Below are 16,458 nucleotides of genomic sequence, written 5' to 3' on the forward strand. Positions count from 1 at the left end.
AGGTTTATCCATGCCTAAGCCGCCTTCCGCCACCTTCCTCCTGAAGATCAAGATCGCGCTGGCGGCCGGCCTGCTGCTGATGGCGGTGGTGGGCGCCGCATCGTATGTCGCCATCAGCCGCCTGATCGAAACGGCGCAATCCCGCGTGCGCACCGAAGACACGCTGGTCATGCTGGAGCGCGTCGACTCCAGCCTGCGGACGACCGAGTCCGCACTGAGGCAATATCTTTTGAGCGGCGGCATGGACGATCTGGAGGGCTTTGAGCGCGCCCGCGCCGACCTGCGCGCCGTCAGGGCCCGCACGCGCAGTGCCAACGTGTTGCAGGAGTCGGCGGATTTCGATGCATTGATCAACCAGCGCGCCTTGATTGCCAACCAGGCCATCGCTGCGCGCAAGGCCTACGGCCCGGAAGCGGCCGCGGCCGTGTTGGGCAGCGACGCCAGCAGGCAATTGAGATACCGCACCGACGGGCTGCTGGAAAACGCGCGCAACCGCGAGGTCTACAAGTGGCGCGATGCGCAGGCCATAGCCGAGCGCAGTGCCCAGTGGGCGCAGGGCTTCATCATCGCGGCCAGCCTCCTGTTTTTTGCCATGCTGGCCTGGGTGGTCTATGTGGTCAAGCACTATGAGGAAGTGCGAAAACGCGGCGAGGCCCAGCTGCGCGACAGCGAAGCCATGAGCCGCAGCATCACCGAGGGTATGGCCGAAGGCGTTATCACCGCCAACTTCGACGATGTGGTGGTGGAAGCCAACGCGGCCGCGCTCAAGCTGTTCGGTTATGACAGGCACGAGATCATCGGACTGGATGTCGGCATGCTGATTCCACTTCACCTGCGCCGGCAGTACAAGGATTTCGCCGCGATGCTGCGCTCCCAGGCGCAGCCGCTCACCGTGGCCGGCCATGAAATGCGCGGCCTGCGCAAGGACGGGCGCCAGTTCGCCGTCAGCGTGTCTTTTGGTGAGGTGCGGGTCGGCGGCAACCGCATTTTCACGGCCCTGATCCGCGACATCACCGAGAGCAAGCGCATCACCGAGGCCTTGCGCGCCAGCGAGTCGCAGCTGCGCCAGGTCACCGATACCGTGCCGGCCCTGATTGCCTACCTGGACACCGACGAGCGCTTTCGCTTTCACAACCGGGCTTATGAAGATGCCTTCGGCATGAGCTTCGAGCAGATCCACGAACGGCCCCTGGCTGATGTGCTGGGCCCGCAGGTGTATGAGACGGTGCGCGAGAAAGTGCGGGAAGTGCTCGATGGCCACACGGTGCGTTATGAACGCACGCAAATCACCCCCTCTGGCGAGCGCAAGCACTACGCCATGCAGTACTTCCCACGCTATGGTGAGGGCGCGGCGCAGGGCAAGGTGATCGGCTTTTTCTCGCTGGGCACCGACATCACCGAGCTCAGGCGCATAGACCGCATGAAAACCGAATTCGTGTCGACCGTGAGCCATGAGTTGCGTACACCGCTCACGTCCATACGCGGCTCGCTGGGCCTGATCTCGGGCGGCGTGGCCGGTGAGCTGCCCGAAGCCGTGAAGAGCCTGGTAGGCATCGCCAAAAACAACTGTGAGCGCCTGATCCGCCTGATCAACGACATCCTGGACAGCGAAAAAATCGAGTCCGGCAAGCTGCGCCTGGACCTGCAGATCGTCGACCTCCGCCAACTGGTGCAGCAAGCGCTGGCCGCCAACGAGGGTTTTGCCGGCCAGCACGGCGTGCGCCTCGTCATGCAGGCGCCCGAGACGCCGCTGCATGTGCGCATCGACAGCGACCGCATGACCCAGGTGCTGACCAATCTGCTGTCCAATGCGGTGAAGTTTTCGCCATCGGGCAGCCCGGTCGAGGTGCGGCTCTCACGTGTGGCGCAAAAGGTGCGGGCCGAGGTGGTCGACGTCGGCCCCGGAATCCCGGAGGAGTTCAGCGCCCGCATCTTCCAGAAGTTCTCGCAGGCCGATTCTTCCGACACGCGCCAGAAGGGCGGCACCGGCCTGGGCCTCAATATTTCCCGCGCGCTTGTGGAAAAAATGGGCGGCACCATAGGCTTTAGCAGCAAGGCGGGTGTGGGCACCACCTTCTTTTTTGAAGTACCCGAGTGGACCAACCCTGTGCCGCTGCTGCAGCCTGCACGGTTGCCCGCGCTATCGTCCCGTCCGCGCATCCTGATCTGCGAAGGCGATGCCGATGTGGCCAAACTGATCAGCATGATGCTGGGCAAGGCCGGTTTTGATTCCGACATGACCTACAGCGCCGAGCAGGCGCTGGCCTGCCTGGCGACCAACAGCTATGACGCGGTGACGGTGGACCTGAAGCTGCCCGGGCAAAACGGCGTGGCCTTCATCGGCCAGCTGCGTGAGGACGAGAGGACGCGCAACCTGCCTGTGGTGGTGATCTCGGCCATGGCCGAGCAAGGCGAGCTACAGTTCAACCGCAAACCGCACACGGTGACCGACTGGCTGAAAAAACCCATCGACGAGAACCTGCTCATCCACAGTCTGCAACGCGCTGTCGCCACCATGAATGCCGGCAAGCCGCGCATCCTGCATGTGGAAGACGACCTGGACATCCAGCGCATCACCGCCGCCATCGCGCAGGACTTTGCCAGTTTTGAATTTGCCGCCACGCTGGACGAAGCCCGTGCCCGCCTGCGCGAACACCCGTTTGACCTGGTGCTGCTGGACCTGGCCCTGGGCAGCCATTCGGGCTGGGATTTGTTCGAGGACATCGACGACCTTGACCCGCGCCCGCCGGTGATCGTTTTTTCGGCCGGCGACGTGGATCCGGCGGACGGCCGGCAGGCCGACGCGGTGCTCGTCAAGGCCCATACCTCCAATACCGAGCTGCTCAATACAATCCAGCGTGTACTCCAGACCCCGGGTGATTCCGGCCCAACCCGTCCCTAGACCTGAGTTGAACCATGACCACACCTTTGACCCGCATCCTTTATGTTGAAGACGAGCCCGATATCCGCGTCGTGGCGCAGATGGCGCTGGAGGCCGTGGGTGGCTTCACCGTGATCGCCTGCGCCTCGGGGCAGGAGGCGTTGAACGCCGCGCCGGGCGCCAAGGCCGATTTGCTGCTGCTCGACGTCATGATGCCCGGCATGGACGGCCCGAGCACACTCCAGGGCCTGCGCGCATTGCCGGCCACGGCCAACACACCGGTGATCTTCATGACCGCCAAGGTGCAGGCCGCCGAAGTGGCGGTTTACAAGGGGCTGGGTGCGCTGGAAGTGATTCCCAAGCCGTTTGACCCGATGGAGCTGTCGGCGCAAATCCAGCGGATCTGGTCAGAGAAGTAGAGCCCCCACGGTCGCTCACTTCGTGTAGCTCCCGAGGCCTTGCAGGCCGCGGCTCGCGAGACGCTTCGCCTCTGTCGCCCGTCCAAACCTGCGCAGGCAGGCTTGGAGCCGCGGGCTCCAGCCCCTCCGGGGCCGCCCGCCCTGCGGCCCGGCAAAGCCGGTTCCGCGGCTCATGCTGGGTTGAAGAGTTCAGGGCGTGACTAGCGGGGGTCATAGCTTGAATTCATAGTCCACGCTCATGGGCGCGTGGTCTGAAAAGCGCTGTTCTTTGTAAATATGTTCGCTGCGCGCCAGTGCTGCAAAGGCCGGTGTGGCGAGGTGATAGTCCAGGCGCCAGCCCACGTTCTTGGCATAGGCCTGGCCGCGGTTGCTCCACCAGGTGTAGGCCGCATCGGTCGTCGTGGGTTGCAGTTTGCGGTACACGTCGACCATGCCGCCGCCCCTGACTGACGGGCCCGTGCGTTCCGTCAGTTCTTCGGCGGCTTCATTGACGAGTTCGGCGTCGCGCAGCAGCTCGGTCATCCAGGCGCGCTCTTCGGGCAGGAAGCCGCTGTTCTTCTTGTTGCCCTTGTAGTTCTTCAAATCGATTTCCTGGTGCGCGATGTTGATGTCGCCGCACAGCACGAAGTCGCGCGTTTCTTTCAGCGCCAGCAGGCGCGGGTAGAACTCGGCGAGGAAGCGGAATTTCGCGGCCTGGCGTTCTTCGCCCGACGAGCCGCTGGGGAAATAGCAGCTGATGATGGACAGCTTGGGGCTTTGCTTGCGGCCGGGCCGGTCAAAGCGCAGTTCCACATAGCGGCCTTCTGCGTCGAATTCGCTCGAGCCGTAGCCCACGATCACATCGCTCGGCTCATGGCGCGTGTAGACGCCCACACCCGAATAGCCCTTTTTCTCGGCGAAATGGAAATGGCCTTTCAGGCCGGCGATTTCTTCAAACCGGCCGCTCATGTCGGCGGCCTGGGCCTTGAGCTCCTGCACGCAAATACAATCCGGCATGGACTGTGCTACCCAGTCCTGCAGACCTTTGCTGGCTGCGGAGCGGATACCGTTGAGGTTGAGGCTGGTCAATTTAAACATGGGACTTCCAATGAGCACGGCAGGCGAACAAGGCAACAAGGTCGATCAGGGCCACAACAAGGACGGCGCACTGGCACAGGAATTCGTGCAGTTCGCCCTGGAGTCGGGCGTGCTGCGCTTCGGGCAATTCAAGACCAAGGCCGGGCGCATGAGCCCCTATTTTTTCAACGCCGGCCTGTTTGACGACGGGGCCAAGCTCGGACGGCTGGCGCAATTCTATGCGCGCCACCTGCTGGCCGAAGAGCAGCGCAGCGGGCTCGAGTTCGACATGATTTTCGGGCCGGCCTACAAGGGCATTCCACTGGCCGCCGCCGTCGCCATTGAGCTGGCGCGGCTGGGGCGCAACTACCCGTTTGCCTACAACCGCAAGGAAGCCAAAGACCATGGCGAGGGCGGCACGCTGGTTGGTGCGCCCGTCAAAGGCCGTGTGCTGATCATTGACGACGTGATGTCGGCCGGCACGGCCGCGCGCGAATCGATTGCCATCATCAAGGCCGCGGGCGCAACGCCTCATGCGGTGGCGCTGGCGCTGGACCGCCAGGAGAAGGCCACTGAAAATGGCGTGGATGTGAGTCATAGTGCCGTGCAATATGTTACGAATCAGTTACGCCTTCAGGTTTGCGCGATTGCGCGGCTCACTGACTTGCTGCAGTATCTCTCGGTGCAAGGCGACGCATCGTCAGACTCTCCAGATGCGCCGTCCCTGAAGACGCATTACCAGGCCGTGCTGGCCTACCGCCAACGCTACGGCGTGGATTGACGTTAAGGACCCAAATTGCCTTTACATACAGCGCTTACTGTCACCTTGATTTCGCTCGCCTGCCTGGTGGGAACTGCTGCGGCCCAGAGCATCTATACCTGCGTCGACGGCAAAGGCCGCAAGATCACGGCCGACCGCCCGATTGTTGAATGCATAGACCGCACCCAGCAGGAGCTCAATCGCACCGGCACCGTCAAGCGCCAGGTTGGCCCTTCACTGACCGCCGAAGAGCGCGCCGTGCAGGAAGAAAAAGACAAAGCCGCTGCCGAAGCGCGCGCGCGCGAGGCCGAAGACAAACGCCGCGACCGCGCCCTGCTGCTGCGCTACCCGAACCGCGGGGTGCACGATCAGGAACGCGAGTCGGCGCTTGCGCAGGTCGACGAGGTCATCAAGGCATCCAACAAGAGAACACTGGAGTTGGCCGAGCAGCGCAAGGCCATCCAGGCCGAGTTCGAGTTTTACGTGAAAGACCCGAGTAAAGCGCCGCCCTCGCTCAAGCGCAAGCTGGAAGAAAACAACAACAGCTCGGCCGTGCAAAAACGATTCATCACCGAGCAGGAGCAGGAGAAAAAGCGTGTCAACCTGCGCTTTGATGAAGAGCTGGTCAAGCTCAACCAGCTCTGGGCCATGGCTGGCCCGCCTGCCGGTGTCAAGCCGGCGGTCAAACACTGATTGAGGCAATCGATCAGGGCCAAACCAGGCTGCAGCCCTTTAGACAAGGGCGTAAGCAGCTACTCTTTCAATAGCGCCTGCTGGTTGACCCGCTTCAGTTCCCCGCCATCCAAAGAGGGCAGCTTCAGCCCAGCTTCTTCTTCAGCAATTCATTGACCTGCGCCGGGTTGGCTTTGCCCTTGGTGGCCTTCATGGCCTGACCGACCAGTGCGTTCATGGCCTTGGCGTTGCCCGCGCGGACCTCTTCCACATTTTTGGCATTGGCGGCCAGGACGTCGTCGATGATTTTTTCCAGCTCGCCGGTGTCGCTCATCTGCTTGAGGCTCTTGGCCTCGATGATGGCGTCGGCGCTTTCGCCTTCGCCCGTCCACAGCGCGTCAAACACCTGCCTGGCGGCATTGTTGGAAATCGTGCCGTCGGCGATGCGGCCTATCAGCGCGGCCAGCTGCGCCGCGCTGACGGTGGAGGCTTCAATCGATTTTTCTTCGCCGTTCAGGCGCCGCGACAACTCGCCCATCACCCAGTTGCTCGCCAGTTTGGCTTGCTTGCTCGCAGCGGCCACGGCTTCGAAGTAGGCGGCGGTTGCCTTGCTCTGCGTGAGCTGGCCGGCGTCGTATTCAGGCAAGCCGTAGTCGGCCACAAAACGCGCAGCCATCACACGCGGCAGCTCGGACATTTCCGAACGCGTCTTCTCCACCCAGTCGCGGCCGATCACCAGCGGTGGTAAGTCCGGGTCGGGGAAGTAGCGGTAGTCGGCCGCGTCTTCCTTGGTGCGCATGCTTCGCGTCTCGCCTGTGTCCGGGTCAAACAGCACGGTTGCCTGCTGAATGGCGTGGCCGTCTTCAATCTGCTCGATCTGCCAGCGCACCTCGAAGTCGATGGCCTGTTGCATGAACTTGAAGCTGTTCAGGTTCTTGATCTCGCGGCGCGTGCCCAGCGGGCCGCCCGGCTTGCGCACCGACACGTTCGCATCGCAGCGGAAGCTGCCTTCCTGCATATTGCCGTCGCAAATGCCGATCCAGGTGACGATCTTGTGCAGCTCTTTGGCGTAGGCCACAGCCTCGGCGGAAGAGCGCATGTCGGGCTCGGTGACGATCTCCAGCAGCGGCGTGCCTGCGCGGTTCAGGTCAATGCCGCTCATGCCGATGAAGTCTTCGTGCAGCGACTTGCCTGCATCCTCTTCAAGGTGCGCGCGCACCAGGCGCACAGAATGGGGTTTGCCATCCACGAAAAACTCGACGCTGCCGCCTTGCACCACTGGAATCTCGAACTGGCTGATCTGGTAGCCCTTGGGCAGATCGGGGTAGAAGTAATTTTTACGCGCGAACACGCTGTGCCCGGCGATGTGCGCATTGACGGCCAGGCCGAACTCAATGGCGCGTTGCACCGCGCCCTTGTTCATCACCGGCAGCGCGCCGGGCAGGGCGAAGTCCACGGCGGAGGCCTGTGTGTTCGGCTCCGCGCCGAACGCGGTGGAGGCGCGGCTGAAGATTTTCGACGCCGTGGTGAGCTGTGTATGGGTCTCAAAGCCGATGATGACTTCGTAGCCTTGCACCAGCGGCCCGGTGGGGCGGCCGGCTTGCATTTCGGCGAAGGGGTTGACGGTGGATTGGGTCTGGCTCATGTCAAATCACTTAAAGGCTTGGGGGCTGGCGCAGGTGCCAGTCGGTTGCGAGCTGGAACTGGTGCGCCGCGCCCAGCAGTTGCGCTTCCTTGAAGTAGTTGCCGATCAGCTGCAGGCCCACGGGCATGCCGCCCGCGCCAAAGCCTGCCGGCACGCTCATGCCCGGCAGGCCGGCCAGGCTGGAGGAGAGCGTGTAGATGTCGGCCAGGTAGTTGGCGACCGGGTCGTCGGATTTTTCGCCGATCTTCCATGCGACGGTGGGCGAGACCGGGCCGGCAATGATGTCGCACTGCGTGAAGGCGGTCTGGAAATCCTGCGCGATCAGGCGGCGGATTTTTTGCGCCTTGAGGTAGTAGGCGTCGTAATAACCGTGCGACAGCACGTAGGTGCCGATCATGATGCGGCGTGTGGCCTCGTCGCCGAAGCCTTCGCTGCGCGACTTCTTGTACATGTCGTTGAGGTCGGTGTATTGCGCCGCGCGATGGCCGTAACGCACGCCGTCAAAGCGGCTCAGGTTGCTGCTGGCTTCGGCCGGTGCGATCACGTAGTACACAGGGATGGACAGCTCGGTCAGCGGCAGGCTCACATCGACCAGCGTCGCGCCCAGCTTTTCATACTCGGCCAGCGCGCCGCGCACGGCGGCCAGCACGTCGGGCGCACAACCCGCGCCGAAGAACTGCGTGGGCAGCCCGATCCGCAAGCCCTTTAGCGGTTTTTCGCCCGCGGAGGGGGCGTGGGAAGCTATCAAATCTGTAGCGTAGTCGGTAACGGGCAAATCCAGCGAAGTCGAGTCACGGTCAGGGTCGGGCCCGGCCATGCTGGAGAGCAGCAGGGCGCAGTCGAGCGCGCTGCGCGCCATCGGGCCGGCCTGGTCCAGGCTGGAGGCAAACGCCACCATGCCGTAGCGCGAGCAGCGGCCGTAGGTGGGCTTGATGCCGGTGATGCCGGTCAGCGACGCGGGCTGGCGGATCGAGCCGCCGGTGTCGGTGCCGGTGGCGGCGGGCACCAGGCGCGCTGCCACAGCGGCCGCCGAGCCGCCCGAGGAGCCGCCCGGAATGCGCTCCAGGTCCCAGGGGTTTTTGACCGGTTTGTAGGCGCTGTTGTCGTTGCCTGAGCCCATGGCGAACTCGTCGCAGTTGAGCTTGCCCAGCGCGACCATGCCGGCGCCTTCGAGGCCGAGGTTTCTCACCACGGTTGCGTCGAACGGGCTGCGGTAGTTTTCGAGGATCTTCGAGCCGGCGGTGGTGGGAAAGTCGCGCGTGACGAACACGTCCTTGTGCGCCAGCGGCACACCCAGAAGCGGCGTGCGTTCGCCGGCGGCCAGGCGGGCGTCGGCTGCTTTGGCCTGGGCCAGCGACACGTCGGTGTTGGTGGCGAGGAAGGCGCCCAGGTTTTCCTGCGCAATGCGGGCCAGGAAATGCTGGGTGACTTCGACACTGGAGACTTCGCGGGCGGCCAGTTTGGCGGCCAGCTGCGCGACGCCCAGGTCGTGCAGGTCAGAGGATGATTTCAGGCTGCTCATTCGATCACCTTGGGCACGAGGAACAGGCCGCGCTCTACCGCGGGGGCGCTCACCTGGCTGACGTCGCGCTGGTTGGGCTCGCTGGCGATGTCTTCGCGCAGGCGCAGGGCAACTTCGCCGATCACCGCGGCCGGGTGGGCCAGGGGCTCCACGCCTTCGGTATTGACGGCTTCCATCTGCTCGACCAGGGCGAAAAAGCCGTTGATCTGGCTCAGGGTGTGCTCGGTTTCGTCGGGGCGCAATTCCAGCCGCGCCAGGTTGGCGACGCGGGCGATGTCTTGGGGTGTCAATGCCATGGGTAGGGGTGTGAAGGAATTCGGGAAGGGGGCAGCGAAAAAGGCGAAAAAAGGGCGAAAAAAAGGGCAAAAACCGCGGGCTGAAACGAGGTGTAAAGCTGAAAAAACGCCCCCGGAAGCCCATGAATTCACAGGGGATGCGTTATTATCCCGCCTTTGGTGTGAAATCAGGGCCGGATGCACTCTTTAGGCGCTTTTTAGGTGCCGGAAGCAGGTTTCGAATAGGTTTCGAAAAGATTTCGAAGTGCGGCCGGCCTCAGTTTCCCATCATGGCTTGATCAATAAAAAGGCGATGGGGCAACGAAGTTTGCCCATGCCCTAACTGGACCCCTGCATATGTTTGAAGCATTCCGTCGGTATTTCTCCACCGACCTGGCCATTGACCTTGGCACCGCCAACACCCTGATTTTTGTACGCGACCGCGGTATTGTGCTGGATGAGCCCTCCGTCGTGGCCATCCGCCACGAAGGCGGCCCCCAGGGCAAAAAAACCATCCAGGCCGTCGGCCACGAAGCCAAGGCCATGCTGGGCAAAGTCCCCGGCAACATCGAAGCGATTCGCCCGATGAAAGACGGCGTGATCGCCGACTTCACGGTGACCGAGCAGATGCTCAAGCAGTTCATCAAGATGGTCCACCCGCGCAGCCTGCTCAAGCCCAGCCCGCGCATCATCATCTGCGTGCCCTGCGGCTCCACCCAGGTTGAGCGCCGCGCCATCCGCGAAAGCGCACTCGGCGCCGGCGCCAGCGACGTCTACCTGATTGAAGAACCCATGGCCGCAGCCATAGGCGCCGGCCTGCCGGTGTCCGAAGCCAGCGGCTCCATGGTGGTCGACATCGGCGGCGGCACGACCGAAGTCGGCGTGATCTCGCTGGGCGGCATGGTCTACAAGGGCAGCGTGCGCGTCGGCGGCGACCGCTTCGACGAAGCCATCATCAACTACATCCGCCGCAACTACGGCATGCTGATCGGCGAGCCCACCGCCGAAGCCATCAAGAAAAGCATTGGCTCGGCCTTCCCCGGCTCCGAAGTCAAGGAAATGGAAGTCAAAGGCCGCAACCTCTCCGAAGGCGTGCCGCGCAGCTTCACGATCTCGAGCAACGAAATCCTCGAAGCCCTGACCGACCCGCTCAACAACATCGTCAGCGCCGTGAAGAACGCGCTGGAGCAAACGCCGCCCGAACTGGGCGCCGACATCGCCGAGCGCGGCATGATGCTCACCGGCGGCGGCGCGCTGCTGCGCGACCTGGACCGCCTGCTGGCCGAAGAAACCGGCTTGCCGGTGCTGGTGGCCGAAGACCCGCTGACCTGCGTGGTGCGCGGCTGCGGCATCGCGCTGGAGCGCATGGACCGCCTGGGTTCCATCTTCACTTCGGAATAAGCGTCTTCATGCCGTACTTCATGCTGCACGCCGGGCATGAAGCGGGGCCAGCCTGACAGCGAACCATGCCTTTAGGAACCCTCGACAGATCCCCGCCGCCCTTTTTTAAACAGGGGCCGTCGGCGCTGTCCAAGCTGATGTTTTTCAGCGCGCTGTCCTTGTTCCTGATGGTGGCCGACACCCGTTTTCGCATCACCCAGCCGGTGCGCGCCGCGTTGGCGACCGCGCTCTACCCGGTGCAGTGGCTGGCCTTGCAGCCGGTGCGCGCGGTGCAGGGCGGCGGCGAATACTTCACCACGCTCAACCAGGCCAAGGTCGCCAGCGAAGAAGCCGGCCGCAAGCTGGCGCTGCAGTCGCTGCGCGCCGGCCAGGTCGAGCAGCTCAGCCAGGAAAACACCCGCCTGCGCAAACTGCTGGGCCTGCGCGAGCAACTCGCCACGCCCGTCATGGCAGCTGAAGTGCTGTACGACGCGGCCGACCCCTACACCCGCAAGGTGATCATCGACAAGGGCATGGCGCAGGGCGTGGATCTCGGCTCACCGGTGCTGGACGAGTCCGGCGTGCTGGGCCAGGTCACGCGCGTGCACCCGCTGGTGAGTGAGGTCACCTTGCTGATCGACCGCGACCTCGCCATCCCGGTGCTCAATGTGCGCACCGGCGCGCGCAGTGTGGCCTACGGTGACTCGGCAACTTCGGGCAGCGGGCTGGAGCTGCGCTTCATGGGCAGCAACTCGGATGTGCAGCAGGGCGACCTGCTGACCACCAGCGGCGTCGACGGTGTCTACCCGCCGGGCCTGCCGGTGGCCAAAATCAGCCGTATCGAGCGGCGCGCCGAATCGGCCTTTGCCAAAATTTTCTGCACGCCGCAGGCGCTGGTGACGGGGGCGCGACACGTCATCGTCGTCAAGCCCGGCACCGGCCAGATCCCGCCGCGGCCCGAGGCTGACGCGCCTGAAGCCGCACCGAAGAAGAAAGGGGCTTCGAAATGATCATGCAAGGAGCGACACCATGATCATGCGATCCGGCCAGCAGCTGCTGCTGCCCGCCAACCCCGTTTTTATCTGGTGCAGCCTGATCGCCGCGCTGCTGCTGGACATGCTGCCGCTGGGCCGCGTGCCCTGGATGCCCGACTTCCTGGCGCTGGTGCTGGTGTTCTGGAACGTGCACCAGCCGCTGCGCGTCGGCATCGGCGTGGCCTTTATGTTCGGCCTGGGCATGGATGTGCACCAGTCCTCGCTGCTCGGCCAGCATGCGCTGTCGTACACCGCGCTGAGCTTTTTTGCCACCATGATCCACCGCCGCCTGCTGTGGTTCACGGTGCCTTCGCAGGCTTTGCAGGTGCTGCCGCTCTTTGCCGTGGCACATGGCGTGGAGCTCATCATCCGCATGATCGGCGGCGGCATCTTTCCGGGCTGGATGATGTTGCTGGCGCCGCTGATCGAGGCCTTCCTGTGGCCGGTGGTGAGTGTGCTGCTGCTGGTGCCGCAACGCCGCGCGCCCGACCCTGACCAGAATCGACCACTGTAAATATGGCCCCCACGGTCACTCACTTCGTGTGTTCCCTGCCCCCCGAGGGGGCCGCCCGCCTGCGGCCTGGCAAAGCCAGTTCCGCGGCTCATGCTGGCCTGCTTCGGCTCGCTTCGCATCGCCCTTGCTTTGCTGAGGGGAATCGTGCGCCTTGCGGGCACTTTTCGGCGGCAGTAGAGTCGGACCACCATGACTGAACTCCGCAACGTAGAAGCCGACCTGTCGCGTTTTCGCGCGCGGGTGCTGGTGGCGAGTCTGATCGTGCTGTGTGCGTTTGCCTTGCTGGCGGCGCGGCTGGTGTATTTGCAGGTGTACCGCCATGCCGATTTGAACGAGCAGGCGGAAAGCAACCGTACGGCCATCGTGCCCATCGTGCCGAATCGCGGCCTGATCCTGGACCGCAACGGCGTCGTGCTGGCGACCAACTACTCGGCCTATACGCTGGAGATCACGCCTTCCAAGGTTGAAAACCTGGAGGAAACCATTGCCGCGCTCGAGAAGGTGGTCGACATCCAGCTGCGTGACAAGCGGCGCTTCAAGCGCCTGCGCGAAGAGTCGAAGAGTTTTGAGTCGCTGCCGATCCGCACGCGCCTGACGGATGAGGAAGTGGCCCGTTTTGCGGCGCAGCGCTTTCGCTTCCCGGGTGTGGACATCAAGGCCCGGCTGTTTCGCAGCTACCCCTACGGCGAGCTGGGCAGCCATGTGGTGGGCTATATAGGCCGCATCAACCAGGCCGAAAAAGAAAACATCGAAGGCAGCGAAAACGAAGGCAACTACCGCGGCACCGACTACATCGGCAAGCTCGGCGTGGAGCAAAGCTTCGAGCAGCAGCTGCACGGCATCACCGGTGTCGAGCAGGTCGAGACCTCGGCCGGCGGGCGCGCCATGCGCAAGCTGGCCAGCAACCCGGCCACCCCGGGCAACACGGTGCGGCTGTCGCTCGACATCCGCCTGCAGAAACTGGTGGAAGACATGTTCGGCGACCGGCGCGGCGCGCTGGTGGCGCTGGACCCGAAGACCGGCGACGTGCTGGCCTTCGTCAGCAAGCCGACCTTCGACCCCAACCTGTTCGTGGACGGCATTGACGCGGAGAGCTGGCAATACCTGCGCGACTCGCTCGACAAGCCGCTGCTTAACCGCGCGCTGCGCGGCACCTATCCGCCGGGCTCGACCTACAAGCCCTTCATGGCGATGGCCGCGCTGGAAACCGGAAAGCGCTCGGCCAGTTTCATCATCAACGACAACGCCTCCTGGGCTTTCGGCGGCCACGTGTTCCGCAGTCACGGCGACATCGCGCTGGGCGCGGTCGACATGTACCGCGCCATCGTCAAGTCCAGCAATGTGTATTTCTATTCGCTGGCCAACGAGCTGGGCGTGGACGCGATGCACGACTTCATGAAGCCGCTGGGCTTCGGGCAGATCACCGGCATCGACATCGGCGGCGAGCTGGCCGGCGTGCTGCCCAGCCAGGACTGGAAGCGCGAGGCCTACAAAAAGCGGGGCGCGGCGCAGCAAAAGTGGTACCCCGGTGAAACCATTTCGCTGGGCATCGGGCAGGGCTACAACACCTTCACCATGCTGCAGCTGGCGCAGGCCACCGCGGCGCTGGCCAATAACGGCGTCAAGCGGCGCCCGCGCCTGGTCATCGGCACGCAGGACCCGGTCACGCGCGTGATGCACCCGGTGCCGGCCGAGCCCGCGGAAGACCTGGGCTACAAGGCGGAAAACGTCGCCATCGTGCGCAAGGCGCTGGTGGGCGTGACGCAGGAGGGTACCTCGGCGCGGGTGTTTGCCGGCGCGGGCTACCTGAGCGGCGGCAAGACCGGCACGGCGCAGGCCGTCACCATCGGCCAGAAAGACAAGTACAACAGCGCCAAGATGGAGGAATACCAGCGCGACCACGCCGTGTACATGGCGTTCGCGCCGGCCGAAGACCCCCAGATCGCGCTGGCCGTGATCGTCGAGAACGCCGGCTGGGGCGCTGGTGTGGCGGCGCCCATCGCGCGCCGGGTGTTCGACTACGTGCTGCTGGGCCAGTACCCCAGCGAAGAAGACATGGTGGCCGTGCAAAAAGGCCTGGCCGCCGCGCCCATCGGCAAGCCGCGCCAGGCGGGCGAGGTGGCCGGCCTGCTGGCCCCTGTGGGCGCCGGCGCCGCGCCCGGGCCTGCCACCGCAGCGGCCGCCGCAGCCGCCAAGGCCAAGGCGGCCGCCATCGCCGAAGCGCTCAGCAAGCTGCCGCCGCCCATGGCCGCAGCCGGCAACAACCCCGATTGAGCGTCGTTACCTCGAATTTGCTACTTAATTGGTAGCAAAGTGTTGAGGTGTGATGCGGGGAAAGTGTCAATTTCCTCCCGGGGATTTTTTGTAGACAGCGTATTTCGCTGCCTCTGGCAACCCTTTGCACCGAAATGGCCCGGCTGCCGCGCCAGCACACAGGCATAAAAAAAGCGCTGGGGTTGCCAGCGCTTTTTGCAAAACGGCATCCTGTGGGGTGCGCTTTGCTTGTGTACTTCTAGTGATCTCTCTCGTGTCTCCTCGGCTCCTCGCGTTGCGAGCAGCAGGGCTCGTCAGCAAGTTCTCCAATGTAAGGCACGCACTTACATAGTGCATTGGGGGTTTCCCGCCCCCTGAAAAGGCCCGGATTTGCGCATCCCGGCGATACCGGCCGTCTGGCCCGTCGCGCCATAAGTAGCCTTCTGTATGCATTTGCGCGCAAAACCATCCGTAACCCGCACCTGTAAGCGTTGGCATGACTTATGCCTGTTGTTACCAATTGTTGGGTATTTATTGGGCATTGGACGAAAGGCAAGCGGTATGCATATGAAGAGCTTTCTGGCGTGGGTCCTGTTGATTTGCCTGAGCTTTGCGAGCCAGCTGGCCCTGGCACAGGCGCCTGCTGCGGCGCCCGAGGCCGCCGCCAGCGCCCCTGAGGCCGCACCGGCGCCTGCGCCGGCCCCCGTTGCCGCACCGGCACCGGCCGTAGCTGCACCCGCGCCCGCCGCCTCCGCTCCGGCGCCCCTCACGCACCCCGGCCTGGTTGACGCCGGCACCCTCAACGGCGCCGACACCGCCTGGATGATGACCTCCACCGCGCTGGTGCTGCTCATGACGCTGCCCGGCATCGCCCTGTTTTACGGCGGCATGGTGCGCAAGAAAAGCGTGCTCAATGTGATGGCCTGCGTGGTTGCCATCTGTGCCGTCGTCAGCATTTTGTGGTTTGCCGTCGGCTACTCCATCGCCTTCACCCCCGGCTCGGGCGCGCTGGGGCATTACCTGGGCGGCACCGAGCGGCTCTGGTTCACCGGGCTCGATTACGTGAAAGACGCGCAGAAGGTCGCCGTCAGCCACATCGCGCCCAACATCCCCGAGTCGGTGTATGCGATGTTCCAGCTGACCTTTGCCATCATCACGGCGGCCCTGGTGGTCGGCTCTTTTGTCGAGCGCATGCGTTTCTCGGCCATGCTGATCTTCATGTCGCTCTGGACGCTCATCGTCTACGCCCCCATCGCGCACTGGGTCTGGGAGCCCAACGGCTGGCTGGCCCGCATGGGCGCGCTGGACTTTGCCGGCGGCTCGGTGGTGCACATCAACGCCGGTATCGCGGGGCTGGTTTGCGCCTATGTGCTCGGCCCGCGCCACGGTTATGGCCGCGAGCCCTTTACGCCCTTCAACCTGGGCCTGACCATGGCCGGCGCGGGCATGCTGTGGGTGGGCTGGTTCGGCTTTAACGCCGGCTCGGCCGTGGCTTCCGACGGCCGCGCGGGCCTGGCGATGGCGGTCACGCACATCGCGGCCGCCGCCGGCGCCTTGTCATGGATGGCCGCTGAATGGATGGTGCGCGGGCGGCCTTCGCTGCTGGGCTTGTGCTCGGGCCTGGTGGCCGGGCTGGTGGCCATCACGCCGGCGGCTGGTTTTGTCTCGCCGCGCTCGGCGCTGGTATTCGGCCTGGTAGCCGGTGTGGCCTGCTACTGGGGCGCCACCGGCCTCAAGCGCCTGCTCAATGCCGACGATTCGCTCGATGTGTTCGGCGTGCACGGCGTGGGCGGCATCGTGGGCTCGCTGCTCACCGGCATTTTTGCCAGCAAGGCCATCTCCGGCGTCGAGGGCGACCTGCTGACCCAGGCCATAGGCGCCGGCTCGGTCATGGTCTACAGCCTCTTCATGACGGCCGTGGCGCTGTGGATCACCTCGCTGCTGGTGAGCCTGCGCGTGAGCGAAGCCTCGGAAAGCGACGGCCTGGACATCACCCAGCACGCCGAGCGCCTGGGTACGTGAGTTGACTGCGACCTCAAACGTTGAA

13 protein-coding genes are annotated in these 16,458 nt (G+C 64.2%); 9 read left to right on the forward strand and 4 right to left on the reverse strand.

From position 1 onward, the window contains the following. Positions 1–10 precede the first annotated feature (10 nt). The gene (locus BM408_RS11670; protein ID WP_092130016.1) at positions 11–2,902 is read left to right on the forward strand and encodes a PAS domain S-box protein; all 2,892 of its coding nucleotides are present in this window, start codon (positions 11–13) and stop codon (positions 2,900–2,902) included. A gap of 14 nt (positions 2,903–2,916) precedes the next feature. After that, complete coding sequence (locus BM408_RS11675) at positions 2,917–3,300, forward strand: response regulator (protein ID WP_092130017.1); 384 nt, start codon at positions 2,917–2,919, stop codon at positions 3,298–3,300. Between the two features lie 210 nt (positions 3,301–3,510). Here the strand turns inward: BM408_RS11675 and BM408_RS11680 are convergent, their stop codons facing one another. Further along, a complete protein-coding gene (locus BM408_RS11680) occupies positions 3,511–4,377 on the reverse strand; it encodes an exodeoxyribonuclease III (protein WP_092130018.1) in 867 nt (288 codons plus the stop codon). A gap of 10 nt (positions 4,378–4,387) precedes the next feature. Here BM408_RS11680 and pyrE point away from each other — a divergent pair, with 10 nt between their 5' ends. Next, positions 4,388–5,137, forward strand: a complete 750-nt coding sequence (gene pyrE / locus BM408_RS11685; protein WP_092130019.1) for an orotate phosphoribosyltransferase — start codon at positions 4,388–4,390, stop codon at positions 5,135–5,137. Between the two features lie 15 nt (positions 5,138–5,152). After that, positions 5,153–5,809 carry a DUF4124 domain-containing protein gene (locus BM408_RS11690; RefSeq protein ID WP_175541763.1) on the forward strand — a complete coding sequence of 219 codons (657 nt, stop codon included), beginning with the start codon at positions 5,153–5,155 and terminating at the stop codon, positions 5,807–5,809. 124 nt (positions 5,810–5,933) lie between these two features. Here the strand turns inward: BM408_RS11690 and gatB are convergent, their stop codons facing one another. Genes gatB through gatC form a run of 3 tightly spaced genes read right to left on the reverse strand, consistent with a single transcriptional unit; the run spans position 5,934 to position 9,251 of the window. Then, a complete protein-coding gene (gene gatB / locus BM408_RS11695; protein ID WP_371327004.1) occupies positions 5,934–7,433 on the reverse strand; it encodes an Asp-tRNA(Asn)/Glu-tRNA(Gln) amidotransferase subunit GatB in 1,500 nt (499 codons plus the stop codon). 10 nt (positions 7,434–7,443) lie between these two features. Next, entirely contained in the window at positions 7,444–8,955 is a 1,512-nt protein-coding gene (gene gatA / locus BM408_RS11700) for an Asp-tRNA(Asn)/Glu-tRNA(Gln) amidotransferase subunit GatA (RefSeq protein WP_092130020.1), read from the reverse strand. After that, the gene (gene gatC, locus BM408_RS11705; protein WP_092130021.1) at positions 8,952–9,251 is read right to left on the reverse strand and encodes an Asp-tRNA(Asn)/Glu-tRNA(Gln) amidotransferase subunit GatC; all 300 of its coding nucleotides are present in this window, start codon (positions 9,249–9,251) and stop codon (positions 8,952–8,954) included. Before gatC ends, gatA begins: the two co-directional genes overlap by 4 nt. Positions 9,252–9,587: 336 nt before the next feature. On the opposite strand from gatC, the gene BM408_RS11710 reads away from it, so the two are divergent. From BM408_RS11710 to BM408_RS11735, 5 genes are all read left to right on the forward strand, one after another. Continuing rightward, on the forward strand, positions 9,588–10,631 hold the full coding sequence (locus BM408_RS11710; RefSeq protein WP_007872262.1) for a rod shape-determining protein: 1,044 nt from the start codon (positions 9,588–9,590) through the stop codon (positions 10,629–10,631). 65 nt (positions 10,632–10,696) lie between these two features. Beyond that, the gene (gene mreC, locus BM408_RS11715) at positions 10,697–11,620 is read left to right on the forward strand and encodes a rod shape-determining protein MreC (protein ID WP_092130022.1); all 924 of its coding nucleotides are present in this window, start codon (positions 10,697–10,699) and stop codon (positions 11,618–11,620) included. Between the two features lie 19 nt (positions 11,621–11,639). After that, on the forward strand, positions 11,640–12,158 hold the full coding sequence (mreD, locus tag BM408_RS11720) for a rod shape-determining protein MreD (protein WP_092130023.1): 519 nt from the start codon (positions 11,640–11,642) through the stop codon (positions 12,156–12,158). A gap of 189 nt (positions 12,159–12,347) precedes the next feature. Then, the gene (gene mrdA / locus BM408_RS11725; RefSeq protein ID WP_092130024.1) at positions 12,348–14,432 is read left to right on the forward strand and encodes a penicillin-binding protein 2; all 2,085 of its coding nucleotides are present in this window, start codon (positions 12,348–12,350) and stop codon (positions 14,430–14,432) included. A 540-nt stretch (positions 14,433–14,972) separates the two neighbouring features. Further along, positions 14,973–16,433, forward strand: a complete 1,461-nt coding sequence (locus BM408_RS11735; protein ID WP_175541764.1) for an ammonium transporter — start codon at positions 14,973–14,975, stop codon at positions 16,431–16,433. Positions 16,434–16,458: the final 25 nt, after the last annotated feature.

The sequence above is a fragment of the Polaromonas sp. YR568 genome (assembly GCF_900116715.1).
Lineage (GTDB): Bacteria > Pseudomonadota > Gammaproteobacteria > Burkholderiales > Burkholderiaceae_C > Polaromonas.